Annotated in this window: 14 protein-coding genes; 5 read left to right on the forward strand and 9 right to left on the reverse strand. The window is 71.3% G+C overall.

What is annotated here, in order from left to right:
• Window positions 1-1,056: 1,056 nt before the first annotated feature.
• From IO24_RS0106595 to IO24_RS0106615, 5 genes are all read right to left on the reverse strand, one after another.
• Window positions 1,057-2,289, reverse strand: coding sequence for a M20 family metallopeptidase (locus IO24_RS0106595; protein ID WP_031132850.1), 1,233 nt, complete (start codon window positions 2,287-2,289; stop codon window positions 1,057-1,059).
• Between the two features lie 417 nt (window positions 2,290-2,706).
• Window positions 2,707-3,921 (reverse strand): ferritin family protein, encoded by a 1,215-nt coding sequence (locus IO24_RS0106600; protein WP_078898879.1) that lies wholly within the window; start codon window positions 3,919-3,921, stop codon window positions 2,707-2,709.
• Between the two features lie 46 nt (window positions 3,922-3,967).
• Entirely contained in the window at window positions 3,968-4,906 is a 939-nt protein-coding gene (locus IO24_RS0106605) for an N-acetylneuraminate synthase family protein (RefSeq protein WP_031132853.1), read from the reverse strand.
• A gap of 13 nt (window positions 4,907-4,919) precedes the next feature.
• Window positions 4,920-6,167, reverse strand: a complete 1,248-nt coding sequence (locus tag IO24_RS0106610; protein WP_031132855.1) for an acylneuraminate cytidylyltransferase — start codon at window positions 6,165-6,167, stop codon at window positions 4,920-4,922.
• Between the two features lie 44 nt (window positions 6,168-6,211).
• A complete protein-coding gene (locus tag IO24_RS0106615; RefSeq protein ID WP_031132857.1) occupies window positions 6,212-7,558 on the reverse strand; it encodes a DUF6716 putative glycosyltransferase in 1,347 nt (448 codons plus the stop codon).
• A gap of 198 nt (window positions 7,559-7,756) precedes the next feature.
• Between IO24_RS0106615 and IO24_RS0106620 the strand changes: the two genes are divergently transcribed.
• The 4 genes from IO24_RS0106620 (at window position 7,757) to IO24_RS0106635 (ending at window position 12,382) form a co-directional block, all read left to right on the forward strand.
• Complete coding sequence (locus tag IO24_RS0106620; RefSeq protein WP_031132858.1) at window positions 7,757-8,743, forward strand: glycosyltransferase family 2 protein; 987 nt, start codon at window positions 7,757-7,759, stop codon at window positions 8,741-8,743.
• The gene (locus IO24_RS0106625) at window positions 8,743-10,074 is read left to right on the forward strand and encodes an alpha-2,8-polysialyltransferase family protein (protein ID WP_031132859.1); all 1,332 of its coding nucleotides are present in this window, start codon (window positions 8,743-8,745) and stop codon (window positions 10,072-10,074) included. Before IO24_RS0106620 ends, IO24_RS0106625 begins: the two co-directional genes overlap by 1 nt.
• A gap of 169 nt (window positions 10,075-10,243) precedes the next feature.
• A complete protein-coding gene (locus IO24_RS0106630; protein ID WP_031132861.1) occupies window positions 10,244-11,398 on the forward strand; it encodes an acyltransferase family protein in 1,155 nt (384 codons plus the stop codon).
• 63 nt (window positions 11,399-11,461) lie between these two features.
• Window positions 11,462-12,382, forward strand: a complete 921-nt coding sequence (locus tag IO24_RS0106635; protein WP_031132863.1) for a class I SAM-dependent methyltransferase — start codon at window positions 11,462-11,464, stop codon at window positions 12,380-12,382.
• Window positions 12,383-12,448: 66 nt separating this feature from the next.
• Here IO24_RS0106635 and leuE read toward each other — a convergent pair whose 3' ends face one another.
• Both leuE and IO24_RS0106645 read right to left on the reverse strand, forming a co-directional pair.
• On the reverse strand, window positions 12,449-13,096 hold the full coding sequence (leuE, locus tag IO24_RS0106640) for a leucine efflux protein LeuE (protein WP_031132865.1): 648 nt from the start codon (window positions 13,094-13,096) through the stop codon (window positions 12,449-12,451).
• Window positions 13,097-13,158: 62 nt separating this feature from the next.
• On the reverse strand, window positions 13,159-14,739 hold the full coding sequence (locus tag IO24_RS0106645) for an acyl-CoA mutase large subunit family protein (protein WP_031132867.1): 1,581 nt from the start codon (window positions 14,737-14,739) through the stop codon (window positions 13,159-13,161).
• 140 nt (window positions 14,740-14,879) lie between these two features.
• Between IO24_RS0106645 and IO24_RS0106650 the strand changes: the two genes are divergently transcribed.
• On the forward strand, window positions 14,880-15,728 hold the full coding sequence (locus tag IO24_RS0106650; protein WP_031132870.1) for a L,D-transpeptidase family protein: 849 nt from the start codon (window positions 14,880-14,882) through the stop codon (window positions 15,726-15,728).
• 202 nt (window positions 15,729-15,930) lie between these two features.
• On the opposite strand, the gene IO24_RS0106655 is transcribed toward IO24_RS0106650, so the two are convergent.
• Both IO24_RS0106655 and IO24_RS0106660 read right to left on the reverse strand, forming a co-directional pair.
• Complete coding sequence (locus tag IO24_RS0106655) at window positions 15,931-16,944, reverse strand: hypothetical protein (protein ID WP_051905863.1); 1,014 nt, start codon at window positions 16,942-16,944, stop codon at window positions 15,931-15,933.
• Window positions 16,944-17,618 (reverse strand): RNA polymerase sigma factor, encoded by a 675-nt coding sequence (locus IO24_RS0106660; protein WP_031132874.1) that lies wholly within the window; start codon window positions 17,616-17,618, stop codon window positions 16,944-16,946. The genes IO24_RS0106655 and IO24_RS0106660 overlap by 1 nt, the downstream gene beginning before the upstream one ends.
• Between the last annotated feature and the right edge of the window lie 351 nt (window positions 17,619-17,969).

The raw sequence follows: 17,969 nt of genomic DNA on the forward strand, positions 1-17,969 counted from the left end.
TACCCGATCGAAAGGTGCACTCGGGGCAGCGCACCCTTCAATCCCCCACGCTGTGTATCGATGGAGTACCTCAGCGTGAGGCTACTCAGGTATGTACACCTTCGCTGTCCAGGCTGCCCCGGAGCCACTGCGGTCGCAACCCGGAGAGGGCCGCCGGTCGCCCTGCGTCAAGGCACGGCGTTGGCCGAATGCCGCCGCCGAGGACGCGGCCGCCGACGAGAGTGCACACACGCGCGCCGGGGCCGATCCCGCACGATGCGACCGCCGGGCGGCCAGTGCGGAGAGAAGGCGGTGCCGTCGCCGACATTGCCGGGGAGGCGGGCTCTCGACCTGCTTTTGGCTGGATACCATCGCTCACCCTGACCGGCCGGAGCGACTCCCCGGACAAGTCGAAACGGCCCGCCAAGTGAATTGGCGAGCCGTTACGAAAGGCCGAGACTGCGATAGATTAACGCGTGTCTGCCCAAGCCTTCACGATATGGCAGGCGTAAGCGTCACCGAAGACTTCTGAGTAGGAGGTATGCGAATCCCCCGATGCGCGGCTCTTCCAAGGGCCGTAGATGGTGATGGAGTAGGGATAAGTGGGCGAATCACACTTGGCCGCTACCCGATATGACCCGAATCCCTTCAGGCAACCCGCCCACGCCTGGTTGCCGGCGGTAGACCGACCCACGTCACAGTTGGACACGGCTGCCTGCGCGGTGCCGCCGAAGGCGGTCACCAAACCGCCTGCAAGGGCAGCCACTAGGCAGAGCCTCAAGCCCGTCGCGTACTTTCTCAGTTCGCTCAATGGAGACCTCACAAGGTCGAGAGAACCCAGCGGATGGAAACGACCATGAACTAGCCTGCACGGCGCAAAATATGCTCCAGCGGGCGATCAAAATATAAGCCAAGCTGATCGGCTACGGCGAGCGGATTTCAGGTTCCGCTACTGCTTTGGACAAGAACTGGCCAAGCACGGGCGGAGATGTGCGGGGCTCAGAGCGTGGAGCGACAGGCATCCGCCCCGCCGCTCCAGCTCTCGGGGTCCGAGCCGAGGTCCCCGCACGTCTCCGGCTACAGGTAGGCGTCGAGCACCGCCGCCGCGGTGAAGAGCTCCACGCCGACCGCGATGGCCGACTCGTCCACGTCGAAGTCGCCCTGGTGGAGGTCGCGGATCTGGCGTTCGCCGGGGGTGCGGACGCCGAGGCGGGCCATGGCGCCGGGGACGTGTTCCAGGTACCAGGAGAAGTCCTCGCCGCCGAGGCTCTGCTCGGTGCCCTCGACGGACTCGACGCCGCGCCGGGCGATCATGGCCTCGCGCAGCAGTTCGGTGACGCCGGGCTCGTTGACGACGGGCGGGACGCCGCGCACGTAGTTGATCTCCGACTTGGCGCGGTACAGGTTGGCGATCTCGTCGATGGCCGCGACGACGACGTCGGGGGCCTGCCGCCACGCCTCGATGTCGAGGCAGCGCACGGTGCCGGACAGCTCGGCGTGCTGCGGGATCACGTTCGGCGCGTGGCCCGACTCGACGCGGCCCCAGGTGATGGCGATCCCGCTGCGGCTGTCGAAGCGCCGGCCGACCAGCGCGGGGACGTCGGTGACGACGCGGGCCGCGGCGGTGACCAGGTCGGTCGTGAGGTGGGGGCGGGCGGTGTGACCGCCCGGGCCGTCGAGGCCGATCTCCAGCCGGTCGCAGGCGGAGGTGATGGGGCCCTCACGGAGCCCGATCCTGCCGGCGTCCACGCGGGGGTCGCAGTGCACGGCGATGATCGCGCCGACGCCTTCCAGCGCCCCGCCCTTGATGGCGTCGGCGGCGCCGCCGGGCAGCACCTCCTCGGCGGGCTGGAAGATCAGCCGGACGGGGCGGGGCAGCGTGCCCTGCCGGTGCAGTTCGGCGAGGACCAGGCCGGCGCCGAGGACGACGGTGGTGTGCACGTCGTGGCCGCAGGCGTGCGCGCGGTCGGGCACGGTCGAGCGGTACGAGCACTCGGTCTTGGTGTCCGGGATGGGCAGGCCGTCGATGTCGGCCCGCAGGGCGAGCATGCTGGGACCGCCGTCCCACTGCTCGCCCTCCACGCCGATGTCACAGACGAGTCCGGTCCCTACGGCGAGGACGCGCGGCTTGAGGCCGGCCTGCTCGAGCCGCTCCTTGATCGCGGCGGTCGTGCGGAACTCCTGGTTGCCGAGCTCCGGGTGCATGTGCATGTCGCGTCGGAACGCGATGAGCTCGGCCCGCAGAGCGTCGGGCAGCGCACCGGGGAGTACGGCTCCCCCGGGAAGATCGACCTCGGACTCCAGTGACATCAGTTGCTTCACCCTTTGAAGGGTAGGGCGCCGGGGCGGTCTTCCGACCCTGGATCAACAAAACTTCAACCCGATAGGGGAAGAAAATATGACCGCCGGGCGCATAGCTGTCGGGTGAGACGGGTAAACTGGCCTGCCTTTTGGGCCGAACCGGGCCACCCATCCCCCAGAGCGTGACTTCGACCACATGCGCGTCACGACTCCGGTATCCATCCATCCTCTCCACGGATACCACGCCCTGCGCGGCGAACACGGGCGTGTTCATCTGCCGGACGTGCGCCCCCGCCAGTACGCGCCTCGTGCGCGTCCCCGGGTTCTCACCGGAACCAGCCGCCCGCGGCTCGGGGTCGGGACACCCGCGCCGGTTCCTGCCGACCGGCGGCCCGTCGGCCCCTGTGGCCGTCCGCCGGGTTCGCCTCAGCCTGCGGCCACGGCCCCCGCGGCCCCCGGCGTCGCGGTCGGCCCCGTCAGGCCTGCCGGGGCCGCTGAGGCTGTGGAGCTCGCCGTGCCTGCCGATTCCGTGGGGTCGACCGGCTTGGGCGGGTCCGGGTGCGACGGCGCTGCCGGGTCCGTCGAGGCCGTCGAAGGCAGCCGGTGGACGTCGCGGGCCGTGCCCGTGACCCCGGACAGGAAGCCCTGGGCTCGTGGGGAGGCGGTCTCGGTCAGCCAGGCCGGGTCGATGTCGCACACCGCGACCCGTACCTCCGTGCCGGACAGGGCGAGGGGGAGGGTGTGGACGACGGTGGAGGGGAAGCTGAGGATCGTCCGGCCGATGGGGCCGCGGCGGGCGATCAGTTCGAGGGGGAGTTCGGGGCGGACGATCTCCAGGCCCGTCTCGACCGCGAGGCGGTGGAGCTTGTCCGTGCTCTCGCGGCGGTGGGCGAAGTACCGGGTGGCGCCGTGGGTCCTGGCCAGGGCGCGGACGGCCTCCAGGTAGCGGCCGTCGTCCACCACGCCGGTCTCCACCAGGGACGTGCCCACCAGGTCCGCGCCCTTGGTGATGCGGGGCGGGCCGAAGCGGGCCCGGGTCCAGGCGAAGGAGTTGGCGGCGACCGTGACGCCCGCCGGGGTCTGCGCCATCGGCATGGAGGAGAAGATCTCGATGCGGCGGTCGCCGGAGGGGGTCAGGCGGCGGCGGGCGGAGGAGGACACCGGCGCGAAGATCAGATCGCGGGGGCCGGGGCGGCCGCCCTTGCGGTGCCAGCGCACCAGGCGTTCCCCCCGGGCCAGCTGCCCGACGAACTCCATCGTGGCCGTGCCGTCGTCGACGACGACCAGGTCACGGGCGCGGGTGATCGTCAGCAGCAGCTGGACGTAGCGGGAGAAGGGGTCCCCCAGCACGACCCGGCGTGCCCTGCGGAGCAGGCCGGTCAGCCCGCCGATGGTCTGGAAGGGCGCCAGGGGCCCGCCGCGCGCTTCCTCCCAGCGGACCTGGTGCCCCTCGTCGCGGGCCAGGTCGGACATCCGCCGCAGCTGGCCGCGCGTCATCGGGTCGACGGGTGACAGCACCACGAGGGTGAGCCCCACGCCGGGCGCATGCGCGTGCGCCCACTCCAGCACGTTCAGCAGCTGTACCGGGCTCTCGACGAAGGCGAGAGTGTGGGGGCCGGCGTTCCCGGCGCGGGGGCTCATCGACGTACGACCGTCCCGTCGTAAGGGGGGTTGTGGGGTGGTGCGCTCAGACGCCGACCGGCTCGCCCGCCGCGTCGGCGATCTCCGCCTCGGCGACCACGCCGGCGACGCGGCGCAGCTTCTTCATCGGGGCCAGCTCGGAGTCGTAGACCTTCTTCACGCCGTCGCCGAGGGAGGCCTCGATGGTGCGGATGTCGCGGACGAGGCGGGTGAGGCCCTGCGGCTCCACGGAGGCGGCCTGGTCCGAGCCCCACATGGCGCGGTCGAGGGTGATGTGGCGCTCGACGAAGGTGGCGCCCAGGGCGACCGCGGCGAGGGTGGTCTGCAGGCCGGTCTCATGGCCGGAATAGCCGATCGGGACGTTCGGGAACTCCTTCTCCAGCGTGTTGATCACACGGAGGTTGAGCTCCTCGGCCTTCGCCGGGTAGGTCGACGTGGCGTGGCACATCAGGATGTTGTCGGAGCCGAGGACCTCCACCGCGTGGCGGATCTGCTTCGGCGTCGACATACCGGTGGAGAGGATCACGGCGCGGCCGGTGGAGCGCAGGGCGCGCAGCAGCTCGTCGTCGGTGAGGGAGGCGGAGGCCACCTTGTGGGCGGGGACGTCGAACTTCTCGAGGAAGGCGACGGCCTCGGTGTCCCACGGGGAGGCGAACCAGTCGATGTTCTTCGACTTGCAGTAGTCGTCGATCGCGCGGTACTCGTCCTCGCCGAACTCCACACGGTGGCGGTAGTCGATGTAGGTCATCCGGCCCCAGGGCGTGTCGCGCTCGATGTCCCACTGGTCGCGCGGGGTGCAGATCTCCGGGGTGCGCTTCTGGAACTTGACGGCGTCGCAGCCGGCCTCGGCGGCGGCGTCGATCAGCTTGAAGGCGTTCTCGAGATCGCCGTTGTGGTTGATGCCGATCTCACCGCAGACGTAGACCGGACGGCCCGGGCCGACCTCGCGCGAACCGAACGTGCGGATACGGGAGTTGGTGCTCATGGCAGAGATGTCCTTACTTGGTGAGGGAATCGAGAGAGGGGCCGAGGATCCAGCTGGCGATCTCTCGGATCGCGCCGTCGCCACCGGGGACGGTGGTGACCGCGCGTGCGGCGCCGCGCACGACGTCGTGGGCGCTCGCGACCGCCACGGGCCAGCCCACGAGGGCGAAGCACGGGAGGTCATTGACGTCGTTGCCGACGTAGAGCACGCGCTCCGGCGCGATGCCCTGCTCCTCGCACCACTGCTTCAGCGCGAGGTCCTTGCGGTCGATGCCGTGCAGCACCGGGAGCTTGAGCTTCCGGGCCCGGGCGGCGACCACAGGGTTCTGTTCCGTGGACAGGATCAGCATCTTCAGGCGACCGCTCGCACGGAGGGCCGCGATACCGAGTCCGTCCCCGCGGTGCACGGAGACGAACTCCCGTCCGTCGGAGTCGACGAGCACCCGGTCGTCGGTCTGGGTGCCGTCGAAGTCGAGGACGACCGCGTCGATGTCGTCGGCGGTCGGGAGGGCGCCGGGGCGGTCCGCGTCGAAGAGCGGCGCGAGGGCCCGGGCGCGGGCGAGGTCGTGCGGGTCGTCGATCTCCAGGACGCGCGCGGGGTCGGTGCGGACCAGTTCGGTGCGGCCGAAGAAGCGGTGCTGGTGCTTGCGGAAGCCGGTCGCCTCCATGGCGTAGGCGGCGCCGGTCTCCAGCAGGTCCTGGGGGCGGTCCTGGCGGCGGGGCCGGAAGGACTTGTCGTGGTTGACGCCGTAGCCGCCGGCCGTCACACCGGAGGTGGCCTCGGTGTCCGCGTCCCGCCAGATGAACCCGTGGAAGGGCGCCACGGTCACCGCGGTGTCGGCGCCGTCCTCGGCGATGGCGCCCGCGACCCCGTCGATGTCCTCGCGGACGATGAAGGGGCTGGTGCACTGCACGAGCAGCACCACGTCCACCGGCGCCCCGTGCAGGGCCTCGTGGGTGTCCATGGCGTGCAGGACGGCGGCCTCGGAGGTGGCCGTGTCGCCGGCGATGGCGGCGGGCCGCAACACGACCTCGGCGCCGGCCTCACGGGCGGCGGCCGCGATGGCCTGGTCGTCGGTGGAGACGACGACGTCCGTCACCAGCCGGGTGGCCCGGCACTCGCGGACCGCCCGCGCCACCAGCGGGACTCCGCCGACGGGGAGGAGGTTCTTGGCGGGCACGCCCTTGGAGCCGCCGCGCGCGGGGATCACCGCGAGCACGCGGCGCACCGGGGCGCCTCGGCCCGCTTCCGGGTGGGACATGGGGTCTTCTCCTTGGGCTCCGTGGACGGAGGGTTCGGGGCGGCTCACAGCTCGCCCATCCGCCGGATGACGGGCGCCACGCGCTGCACGCCGTGCCGGTAGGCGCCGCGCGCCGCCCGGCGCACGATCTGCCGGACCGGTCCGGGCTCCTCGTCGGCGGCGGGCGCGCCGGGCAGCGGGGTGCCGTCCGGGCCGAGGTGGTGGCGGGCGAGGATCCCGGGCAGATAGCCGGGCGCGGTGACGGGGGTGTAGTAGGGGGTCAGCGAGGGGAGGCCGCCGGGCCGGTCGAGCAGCTCGGCGATGCGTTCGCGGGCCGCGTCGAAGGCGGAGTCGTAGGAGCCGTCCACCGCGACGCCCTGCCGCGAGACCCAGTCCTCGGCGGGCGCGGGCCGGTGCCCGGCGTCGAGCTGGTCCCAGGAGGCGAGGCAGCCGGAGCCCACGAAGTGGTGGTTGCCGAGCGACTCGCGGATGCCGAGGTCCGTCAGCACGACCGTGGGGATACGGCGGTGCAGCGACTCCAGGGCGGCCGTGGAGCTGACCGTCACCAGCAGGTCGGTGCGGTCGAGGACCTCGCCCATGTTTCCGTACACCAGGCGGAAGTTGTCCGGCGGATCGAGGCGCTGCACCAGCCTCTGGTACGGCAGCTCCTCGATGTGGGTGGTGTGTTCGCCGGGCTTGGAGCGCAGCTTCAGCAGCACCTCGCGCTCGGGGTGCCGGCGGGCGTGCTGCACCAGCCGGTTCAGCAGGTACGTACGGTCCTTGCGGCTCTCCGGGACGGAGGGCTGGGCGGCGAAGACGACCGTGTAGGGGTCGTGCTCGCCTTCGTACGGCGCTCCCCCGAGGAACGGCAGGGCCACCTCGGTGACCGCGGAGGCGTCGGCGCCGACCCCTTCGTAGACGGCCCGGAAACGGTCCGCGTCCTGGCGGGAGTTGGCGAGGACCAGGTCCGCTCCGTGCCGCAGCAGCAGGCCGTCGGCGAGCTTCTCGTAGACGACACCGACGTAGCCGGTGACGACGACGGGCCGCTCGGTGCGGTTCTCCCAGACGCGTGCCAGGCCGTGCAGCATCGCCTGCACACCGCCGCCGACCAGGGAGAGGACCAGGACGTCGTAGGACCCCTGGGCCATGGCGCGCAGGAACTCGACGGCGGTGACCTCCCGCAGCGAGTCGGCGGGCACGCCCACTTCCTGAAGCTGGCGGGGGGTGGGCGTCGCCCGGCCGCGCAGCAGGAATCCGTCGAGGAGGGGGCCGGCTTGCGCGCCCTCGCTCGGTGCGGCTTCCATGGACGGTCCCGGGGCGATGCGGGCGGCGGTCAGCGCACCCCATTTCCATCGGGTGTCGGAGTCCGCGAGGACCGCGATGCGCGGGCGCTTCGGTGTACTTACTGGCACACCGAAGACGCTAGGAAGCGAATGCTAGGTATGGCGGAACCGCGAATCAACGAAAAGTTAACAACAGCCCACCGAGAGCCGAACTGGCCTGCTGGGGGGCGGGAAGTACACGGGGTGCACCGTTCTGACACATTGAGTTCACCCGGTGTACCTTCGTAGGAAAGTTCCGCTGCCGGGCGGCCTCCTAACGTTTTGCGGGTGCCTAAGCTTTCCGTGATCGTGCCGTTTTACAACGTGCAGCAATATGCCCCGGACACCCTCAGAAGCCTTCGGTTGAACGCGGACCGCGATTTCGAGTTCATCCTGGTCGACGACCGTTCCAAGGACGAAACTCCGGCCATTCTCGAACGAGCGGCCGAGGACCTTTCGGATGTCGCGCAGGTGCGGTACATCCGCCATGAGCAGAACGGCGGTCTCGCCACCGCGCGCAACACCGGCCTGGACGCGGCGCAGGGCGAGTACCTGACGTTCCTGGACGGCGACGACTGGCTGGCTCCCGGTTACCTCACCGAACTGGTGTCCGCGATGGACGACCTGGGGTGCGACTTCGTGCGCACCGACCATGTCCAGGCCACCGCGCGCGCCCGTTCCGTGCACCGGGTCCCGGTCGGACGGCGCTGGGAGGCCTTCGACCCGCGGGAGGCGATCCTCCCGGCCCACCGCTCCACGTCGGTGGACTACGCCTACGCCTGGGCCGGCGCGTACCACCGCCGTCTCGTCGACAAGGGCGTGCTCCACTTCACCGACGGGCTGCGCACGGCCGAGGACCGGCCGTGGATCTGGAAGCTGCACCGCGAGGCGGAGTCGTTCGCCGTGGTGAGCCTGCTGGGCGTGTTCTACCGGCGCGGGGTGGCCTCGTCCCTGACGCAGATCGGCGATGTCCGCCAGCTCGACTTCATCCGCGCCTTCGACCAGGTGATCGAGGAGACCGCCGCGGACCGCGACGCCGGCCGGCTGCTGCCCAAGGCGGTGCGGACGTACTGCGCGATCATCGCCCACCACCTCTCCAACGAAGACAGGTTCGAACCGGCCGTGGCCAGGCAGCTGCGGTCGATGAGCGCGGCGGCCATCAAGCGCATGCCGCAGGACGCACTCGCTGACGCACTGGAGGCCATGGACATGGACCGCTCGTCCAAGCTGCGGCGGCTGCGGCGCCGGGTCACCACGACGGGAGCGGCCGCCTGATGCCCGGGACCACTCAGATCTTCTGCGCCTCGACGCTGTACGGCGTCGCCACCCTGGCCGCCGCGATCGACTCCGACCTCTTCGAGGAACCGGACCGCCGGGTGCTTCTGGTGTTCAACAACTCCGCGACCCCGGAGACCACTCCGGCTCTCGACGAGATGCCGGGCTTCGCCCCGCTGCGTGAGCACTTCGACGACGTGCTGTCCTGGAACGAGGCCATCCGCCCCTTCCACCCCGGGGCCTGGACGCCGCGCGCCGACGACATCCCCCTCTTCGAGCGCTACCTGCGGCTGCTGTGGGGCCTCGGCGACGACCGGGTGAGCCTGGTGCTGGAGTCGATCCAGGTGGCGCCCGCGCTGACGGTGGCGCAGCTGTTCACGGACGCCCCCATCGACGTCTACGCCGACGGGCTGATGAGCTACGGCCCCACGCGCAACAAGCTCGACCCGCTGGTCGGCACCCGTGTACGGCGTCTGCTGCACCTCGATCTGGTGCCGGGGCTCACGCCGATGCTGCTCACCGAGTTCGGCGTGCCGGCGCACCTGGTGCCCTCGCCCGCGTTCCTGAAGGTGCTCGGCGAGGTCACCGAGACCGTGCCCGAACTGCCCGTCCTGCCCGACGAGTCGGCGCTGCTGCTCGGCCAGTACCTGTCCGCGCTGAACATCCTCTCCCCCGAGGAGGAAGAGGACCTGCACGTGCGGATGATGCGGGGCGCCGTCGCCCGTGGCCACCGCACGGTCGTCTTCAAGCCCCACCCGACCGCCCCGGCCCGCTACAGCCGCGCCCTGGAGACCGAGGCCGAGAAGCTCGGCGTGGACCTCACGGTCCTGGACACGCCCGTGCTCGCCGAGGTGCTGTTCGACCGCGCCCGGCCCGCGCTGGTCGTCGGCTGCTTCTCGACCGCGCTGTTCACGGCCTCCGCGTTCTACGACCTGCCGGTCGCCCGCATCGGAACCGAGCTGCTGCTGGAGCGGCTGACGCCGTATCAGAACAGCAACCGGGTCCCGACCACCCTGGCGGACGCGCTGCTGCCCGACCTGGAGAGCGGCACGGACGATGACGTGCTGCCCGCCGAGCGGCTGTCCGCCCTCCTCACAGCCCTCGGATTCACCATGCAGCCGCAGATCTACCCGGATCTGCGCCCGCAGGCCGAGCAGTTCCTCGCCCGGCATCTCGGCCCGCGCACCCGGCGCTACTTCAAGAAGCGGCGCCTCACCGCGCTCGGGCTGCCCGGCGGCATTCCGCAGCGGCTGGCGTTCCTGCCGCGCAACTCCACGGCACGCCGGGTGGTCCGGCGGGCCCGGGCACTGCGCAAGGCGGTACGCCGCTGAGCCGGTCCCGCCGGGCGGCCCGGGCGACATCCGGATGAACCCATGGGGACCGGCAGGCGAAGCCTGTCGCCGTCGAACGTAATTCCGTCAACTCTCGTCCTAGGGTGACAGGCGCCCGCCCACAGGCGGCTCAGGCAAGGGACATACGAGCCACACAGAGGTTTCCAGCGTGACCGAGACGGCCGTCAGCACCCACAAGCCCCAGCCCGGTGTCGCCGTGCTGGTCGAACCACCGGGCGCCACGACCGTCCCACGGCGCAGAAAGGACTCCGCCGGGCGGCTGCGCGCCCTCGACGGACTGCGGCTGGTGGCCGCGCTGATGGTGGCGCTGTACCACTACGGCGGACGCGGCGGTGAGGTCGCCCAGGCCTGGGGCACCTCACCCGAGGACCAGTTCCCGACCCTGCACTCCCTGTTCGCCTACGGCTGCCTCGGCGTCCAGGTGTTCTTCGTGATCAGCGGGTTCGTCATCTGCATGAGCGGCTGGGGCCGTCCTCTGAAGTCGTTCTTCGCCTCCCGCGCCTCCCGGCTGCTGCCCGCCTACTGGGTGGCGGTACTCATCGTCACGGCGGTGTTCGCGCTGCCGATGGTGGCCTACAAGGCGGTCTCGCCCAGCGACGCCCTGGTCAACCTGACCATGCTGCAGATGCCGCTGGGCGTCGACCGGGTACTCGGCGTGTGCTGGACCCTGTGGGCGGAAGTCCGCTTCTACGCCCTGTTCGCCCTGTGCGTCGTCCTGCCCGGGGCGAACCGCCGCCGGGTGATCATGTTCTGCGCGGGCTGGATGCTGGCGGCGGTGATCGCCGAGAACGCGAACATGCCGCTGCTCGACATCGTCCTGATGCCCGAGTACGCGCCCTTCTTCATCGGCGGCATCGGCCTCTACCTCGTGCACCGCGACCGGCGGGACGTCTACGGGTGGGGCATCGTGGCCGTCAGCTGGCTGATCGGCCAGCACTACGCGGTGCAGGGGCTGTGGCACGCCCCCGACCCGGAGGCCTTCTCCTACCGCTCCTCGTTCGGGATCATCGCCGTCGTGACGTTCGGCTTCGTGGCGGTCGCCGCGATCGCGCTGGGCCTGCTCAACCGGGTGAACTGGCGGTGGCTGACGGTCGCGGGCGCGCTGACGTACCCCTTCTACCTGGTCCACGAGCACCTCGGCTGGGTGGTCATCCACGCCCTGCACCGCGGTCTGGGACTGGCGTCCGGGGTGACCTTCGCGCTGACGGTGGCGTCAATGCTGCTGCTGGCGTGGTTGCTGAACAAGTATGTGGAGAAGCCGCTGACGCCCCTGCTGCGGGCGGCCCTGGCGAAGGCCCGCTGAGCTGTTCACGAGACGTTCAGCCGGCCGTCGGTTCGGGCAACGCTCAGAGAGAAGGCTCGTCTCATGACCAACGCACAAGCGACCGACACGCACCCCGGCGAACTCATGGACGTCCCCGGCTGGTTCCCGCCGCTGGACCAGATGCTGTTCACCTGGTTCCTCGAACAGCAGAACAAGGCCGGCATGAAGGGCGACCTGCTGGAACTCGGCGTCTACATGGGCAAGAGCGCGATCCTCCTCGGCCACCACCTCCAGGACGGCGAGCACTTCACCGTCTGCGACCTGTTCGAGGGCGACGCCCCGGACGGGGCCAACCAGGCGGAGGCCGCCAAGTCGTATGCCTCGCTCACCCAGCAGGCGTTCGAGCGGAACTACCTCTCCTTCCACGACACCCTGCCGACGGTCATCACCGGCCCCAGCTCCCTGGTGCCGGAGAAGGTGGCCGCGGACACCTGCCGATTCATCCACATCGACGCCTCGCACCTGTACGAGCACGTGTACGGCGACATCGGCGCGGCCCACGACATCCTGCTGCCCGAGGGCATCGTGGTCCTCGACGACTTCCGGTCCGAGCACACCCCGGGTGTCTCGGTCGCCGCCTGGGAGGCCGTCCTCAACCGCGGTCTGCACCCGATCTGTCTCAGCACGCAGAAGCTGTACGCCACCTGGGGCGATCCCGAGTCGCTCCAGGAGGAACTGCTTCAGATGCTGCGGCAGCGTTCCGACGTGGGGCTGAGCGTGCAGGAGGCGGCCGGGCACCGGCTGATCCGGGCCCGTTCCCGGGGCATGAAGCCGCCGTCCTTCCCGCCCTCACGGCACTACGTGGAGCCCGTGGCCACGCCGGACCCCGCCGCCCGGGTCGCCGAGTCGCGTGCGGCGCGCCCGGCCCGGCCCGCTCCGTCCCGGGCCCGCCGGCTCGCCAAGGACCTGCTGCCGCCGGTGATCACCCGGGCCGTACGGCGGGCCCGCGCGAAACGGTCCTGATGCGCCGCACCACGTCATGAGACGCGGACTGCCCGGCCCGCTTCGGCCGGTGCCGGCGCGCGTGCTCTACGGACCCGCCAGCGACAGCTTCACCGCGAAGCCCAGGAACAGCGCACCCGCCGCCGAAGTCGCCCCTGCCGACAGGCGCCTGCGGCGGCGGAAGGCGGCGGCCAGCCTGGTGCCGCCGAAGATCAGCGCGCTGAGGTAGAGCACGCTGGCGAGCTGGGCGAGGGTGCCGAGGACCACGAAGGACAGGGCGGGATAGGCGTACCCCGGATCCACGAACTGCACGAAGAAGGCGACGAAGAAGAGGATCGCCTTCGGGTTGAACAGGCTGACGACGAAGGCACGGCGGAAGGGCCGCTCCTCGGCGGGCCCGGGCACCCCGTCACTGCCGGTCCGCTCCCCACGCGTCCGCCACATGCCCCACGCGGCCCGCAGCATGCCGATGGCCAGCCAGGTCAGATATCCGGCCCCCGCGTACTTGACGACGGCGAACAGCACGGCGTTCCCCTGGAGCAGCGAGGCGACTCCGGCTGCGGACAGCGTCATCAACACCGTGTCCCCGCACCAGACTCCGGCAGCGCCGCTGTACCCGGCACGCACGCCACGGCGGGCGGCCACGGACAGCACGTACAGCGAGTTGGGGCCGGGCAGCAGGACGATCAGCACGAGGCCCGCCAGGTAGGTGGGCAGATCAACGACACCGAACATGCGAATGAGTGTGGCACGCGGGTCTGACATCCCGCCCCGGCGTCCGGTCGGAAGTCGTCCGGTCAGAAGACGTCGGACGGGACGTAGGCCCCCCACACCTCGCGCAGTGCGGTGCAGACCTCGCCGACGGTCGCCCGGGCCCGCAGGGCCTCCCTCATCGGGTAGAGGACGTTGTCCTCGCCCTCGGCGGCCTTCTTCAGCGCGGCCAGGGCCGCGTCCACGGCCGGCTGGTCGCGCTCCGCGCGCAGCTCGGCCAGGCGTTCGGCCTGCCGGGCCTCGATGGCGGGGTCGACGCGCAGCGGCTCGTACGGCTCTTCCTCGTCGAGCCGGAAGCGGTTGACGCCGACGACGACGCGTTCGCCGGAGTCGGTCTCCTGGGCGATGCGGTAGGCGTTGCGTTCGATCTCGTTCTTCTGGAAGCCGCGTTCGATGGCCTCGACGGCGCCGCCCAGTTCCTCGACCTTGGCCATCAGCTCCGTCGCGGCGGCCTCGACGTCGTCGGTCATCTTCTCGATGACGTAGGACCCGGCGAACGGATCGACGGTCGCCGTCACGTCCGTTTCGTGGGCGAGGACCTGCTGGGTGCGCAGGGCGAGGCGGGCTGATCTGTCGGTGGGCAGGGCGATGGCCTCGTCGAAGGAGTTGGTGTGCAGGGACTGCGTGCCGCCCAGCACCGCGGCCAGACCCTGCACCGCGACCCGGACCAGGTTCACCTCCGGCTGCTGCGCCGTCAGCTGCACCCCCGCCGTCTGGGTGTGGAAGCGCAGCATCAGCGACTTGGGGTCCCGCGCGCCGAACTCCTCGCGCATCACCCGGGCCCAGATGCGGCGCGCGGCACGGAACTTGGCGACCTCCTCCAGGAGCGTCGTGCGGGCCACGAAGAAGAACGACAGCCTCGGGGCGAAGTCGTCCACGTCCATGCCCGCCGCGACAGCGGTGCGGACGTACTCGATGCCGTCGGCGAGGGTGAAGGCGATCTCCTGCACGGGCGAGGCACCCGCCTCGGCCATGTGGTAGCCGGAGATCGAGATGGTGTTCCACTTCGGGATCTCGGCCCGGCAGTACCGGAAGATGTCCGCGATCAGCCGCAGCGACGGCTTGGGCGGGAAGATGTAGGTGCCCCGGGCGATGTACTCCTTCAGGACGTCGTTCTGGATCGTGCCCGTCAGCTTCTCCGCGCCGATCCCCTGCTCCTCGGCGACCAGCTGGTACATCAGCAGCAGCAGGGCCGCGGGGGCGTTGATCGTCATCGACGTCGAGACCTGGTCCAGCGGGATCCCGCCGAACAGCACCCGCATGTCCTCCACCGAGTCGATGGCGACCCCCACCTTGCCGACCTCGCCGTGCGCGATCGGGGCGTCGGAGTCGTGGCCCATCTGGGTGGGCAGGTCGAAGGCGACCGACAGACCCGTGGTGCCGTGGGCGATCAGCTGCCGGTAGCGGGCGTTGGACTCCGCGGCCGTACCGAATCCGGCGTACTGGCGCATCGTCCAGGGACGGCCGGTGTACATCGTCGGATACACACCACGGGTGTAGGGGAACGCCCCCGGCTCCCCCAGCTTCTCCGCCGGATCCCAGCCATCGAGGGACTGCGGCCCGTAGACCGGCTCGATGGGCAGTCCGGACTCCGACTCACGCGCCATGGTGGGTTGCCTCCCGCAGAGCAGTGACCTCGCTCACCACCATGCCCCCTGGTTCGCGACGGGTCACGCCCGGGGAAGCATCTCAGGTGACATCCGGGCACAAGGGTGAGACGAGCGGGGGCCGTGTGCGTACTACGGGCATGGGGAGAGCGTTCGTGGCGGGACTGGCCGTGGTGGCCGCGCTGACCGGCTGCACGGTGCAGGCCCCCGACAGCGAGGGCAAGCGCCGCTCGCCGGTGCACATCGAGCTGCCCGACGCCACCCCGTCCCCGGACCGCCCGCCCGCCGGTGACGGCGACGAGCCGAAGCCGGGGCCGCCGTCGCACGACGACAAGCCCGGTGCGGCTCCCGCCCCGCCCCGCGTGCTGTGGTCCCGCGGCGACACCGGCCGGGACGTCCGGGAGCTCCAGGCCCGGCTCCGGCAGGTCGCCTGGCTGTTCGACGGGCCGACCGGCACGTACGACGAGCCGACGGAGCGGGCGGTGAGCGGGTTCCAGGGCAAGCGCGGGCTCCCCCGCACCGGGAAGACCGACGCCGTCACCTGGCAGCGGCTGCTGCGCATGACGCGCGAGCCGGGCCGGTGGGACCTGTACCTGATGGGCGGCCAGCCGGCCGAACCGCCGGACGCGCGCTGCCGGACCGGCCGGGTGCTCTGCATCGACAAGACCAGTCGGACGCTGCGCTGGATGGTCGACGGGCGGACCGTGTCGACGATGGCGGTCCGCTTCGGCTCGCAGTACACGCCGACCCGGGAGGGCGTCTTCTCCGTCTACTGGAAGTCCCGCGACCACGTGTCGACGCTCTACGACTCGCCCATGCCCTACGCGATGTTCTTCAGCGGCGGCCAGGCCGTGCACTTCTCGGCGGACTTCGCCGCCCGGGGCTACGCCGGCGCCTCCCACGGCTGCGTCAACGTACGGGACGAGGCGGCGATCGCGGAGCTGTACGCGCAGGTCCGCAACGGCGACAAGGTCGTCGTGTCCTGGTGACGGCGGGGAAGAGACGTTGGGGCGCGGGCGGGACCGGGGGAACGTGTCCCGCCCGCGCTCAGGTGCACGAGCCGTAGGTACGGGGGGAACCCCGGCTCTGTGCGACGGCCGATGACCAGTCGGCTCACTCATTACTGCGCCGGGGCGGCCGAAAACGTCACACCCTCGGCCAGGAAGTTTCCACGGAGTGTGAAACCGCAGGTCACAGCGGTGCGAGAAAGCTCCGGAACCGGCCACGATCCGCGGTGTCCTCGTGGTCGTCCTTCTTCTCGGCCCGCTTGCCGGCCTTCCGGTCGGCCTTGTCCCGCTTCGGGTCCTGGTCGCGGTCCCGGTCGGGGCCCCGGTCCGTGCCCTTGCCCCGAGGGCGGTCCTGGTCCGCGTGGTCGTCGTCCCCGCGTTCCCACGAGCGGGGGCCGGCCGAGGACAGGACGCCCTTGCAGTACTTCCACGCCCGCAGGCCGCCCGCCGCGTCCCGCAGGGCGCGCCTGCGGTCAGGGTCCAGCCGCTTGCCGTCGCGGAGGTCGCGGCAGGCGGAGGTGATCTCCTCGCGGTGGCCGCCGGAGCGGTCCCTGCGGTCGTCCGGCTCCGGGTCCGCGCCGTCGTTGTCTTTGTCCCGGCCCTGAGTACCGGACCCGCCCGTCGACGACCCGTTCGGGGCGTCGTCGGGGGTGGAGCCGCCCTGCGCGGCGTCGCTCGGCGAGGGTGACACCAGCGGGCGTTCCGGGTGGGTGACGGCGGCCGAGACGGAGGCGCCGGGGCCGGGCTCGCCGTCGCCGAACGGTGCCCTCAGGGCTCCGGTTCCGGCCGCGAGGGCGACCCCGCCGACCATGCCGACGGCCAGCCCGGCGGCCAGACCTAGGCGGGCGGGACGGGCCCAGCGGGGCCGCCGGGCGACGACGGTGCCGCTGTCGCCGGGGGCTCCGATCCGGACCAGCCCGGCGTCGGCGGCCTCGGCCGCGTCCTGCCGGCCGGTGGCCGGGCGGGTCGCGGCCGCGTCGGCGCGTTCCGCGCGAACCTTGCGGAAAGCGGCCATCGCCGCGGCCTCGCCGGGGAGTTCATCGCTGGTCAGCGGGGGTGTGGCGGACAGTGCGCCGAGGGTCCTGGCGAGGTGTTCGGCCTGGTCCCGGCCGGCGCCTTCGACAGCTCCGAGTGGCTCTCCGCTCAGCAAACGCTCCGCCGTTTCGCGGTCCAGCCACCTGTACTGCTCGTCGGCCATCACACATCCTTCTGCGTCCGCGCAACGCCATTCGTCACACCTGCGGACGTCACCGCACCGCCGCGCGGTTCTCGCTGGGGCGGCAGGGCGTCGAGCACCCCGGCCGATTCCGGATCGGCCTGCGGGTTGTCGCCGAGCAGTTCGGCGAGCCGCTTCAGACCCCGGTGCGCCGCCGTGCGGACCGCGCCCGGGCGCTTGCCGAGCGTCTCGGCGGCGGTCTTCGCGTCGAGCCCCACCACCACGCGCAGCACGACCGCCTCGGCCTGGTCCTGCGGCAGCCGGGAGATCAGGGAGAACGCACCGTCGGTGGCGAGCGCCTCCATGGCCTCGCCCGCGGTGTCCGACTCGGCGGCCCGGCCGGTCAGCTCGGTCTCGTCACCGCCGATCGCGGGCCGGCGGCCGCGCATGCGTATGTGGTCCAGCGCGCGGTTGCGGGCGATCCGGGCGGCCCAGCCACGGAACCGGTCCGCGTCACCGGTGAACCGCTCCAGATCGCGGGCTATCTGAAGCCACGCCTCGGACGCCACGTCCTCGGCGTCGGGGTCGCCGACCAGCGTGCGTACGTACCCGAGCAGCCGCGGATGCACCGTGCGGTAGACAGTCCGGAACGCGTTTTCGTCTCCGTCCTGTGCCGCGCGCACCGCGGCGGTCAGCTCCGCGTCGTCCCCCAGCACCGCGCGCCCTTCTGCGCCTAAACCGGTGCCGCTCTCGCGGACCGGGTTCTCGCCGTCGTGGTTGCTCCATTGGTGGTTGCGGTTACAAGCCCGCAGGTGGTTGCGGTGGTCGCACCGCTTTCGCGTTGGCGCGAATGGCACGTTACGACCTGAAACCACTCCCCGTCCATGTCCGTCCGAGATGCAACTAAGCCGTGACGCCGCGGGTGTGACAGAAAACGCACGCCGGGCGCTGTAGGAAGTACGGGCCGCCGCGCGGCCCGTGCCGCGCGACGGCCGGGGCCTCTCCTGTGGGGGGTGGCGGCCTCGGCCGTTGCCATGGCGGGTACCGGCGGATGCCCGGCACTCGCC

The organism is Streptomyces flavovariabilis (assembly GCF_000725785.1).
Classification (GTDB): domain Bacteria; phylum Actinomycetota; class Actinomycetes; order Streptomycetales; family Streptomycetaceae; genus Streptomyces; species Streptomyces hawaiiensis.

Coding starts and splice junctions, on each gene's coding strand:
- IO24_RS0106625 (WP_031132859.1), top strand. CDS start 8,743: ATGCCCGGGACCACTCAGATCTTCTGCGCCTCGACGCTGTACGGCGTC.
- leuE (WP_031132865.1), bottom strand. CDS start 13,096: ATGTTCGGTGTCGTTGATCTGCCCACCTACCTGGCGGGCCTCGTGCTG.
- IO24_RS0106650 (WP_031132870.1), top strand. CDS start 14,880: ATGGGGAGAGCGTTCGTGGCGGGACTGGCCGTGGTGGCCGCGCTGACC.
- IO24_RS0106600 (WP_078898879.1), bottom strand. CDS start 3,921: ATGAGCCCCCGCGCCGGGAACGCCGGCCCCCACACTCTCGCCTTCGTC.
- IO24_RS0106605 (WP_031132853.1), bottom strand. CDS start 4,906: ATGAGCACCAACTCCCGTATCCGCACGTTCGGTTCGCGCGAGGTCGGC.
- IO24_RS0106610 (WP_031132855.1), bottom strand. CDS start 6,167: ATGTCCCACCCGGAAGCGGGCCGAGGCGCCCCGGTGCGCCGCGTGCTC.
- IO24_RS0106635 (WP_031132863.1), top strand. CDS start 11,462: ATGACCAACGCACAAGCGACCGACACGCACCCCGGCGAACTCATGGAC.
- IO24_RS0106645 (WP_031132867.1), bottom strand. CDS start 14,739: ATGGCGCGTGAGTCGGAGTCCGGACTGCCCATCGAGCCGGTCTACGGG.
- IO24_RS0106595 (WP_031132850.1), bottom strand. CDS start 2,289: ATGTCACTGGAGTCCGAGGTCGATCTTCCCGGGGGAGCCGTACTCCCC.
- IO24_RS0106655 (WP_051905863.1), bottom strand. CDS start 16,944: ATGGCCGACGAGCAGTACAGGTGGCTGGACCGCGAAACGGCGGAGCGT.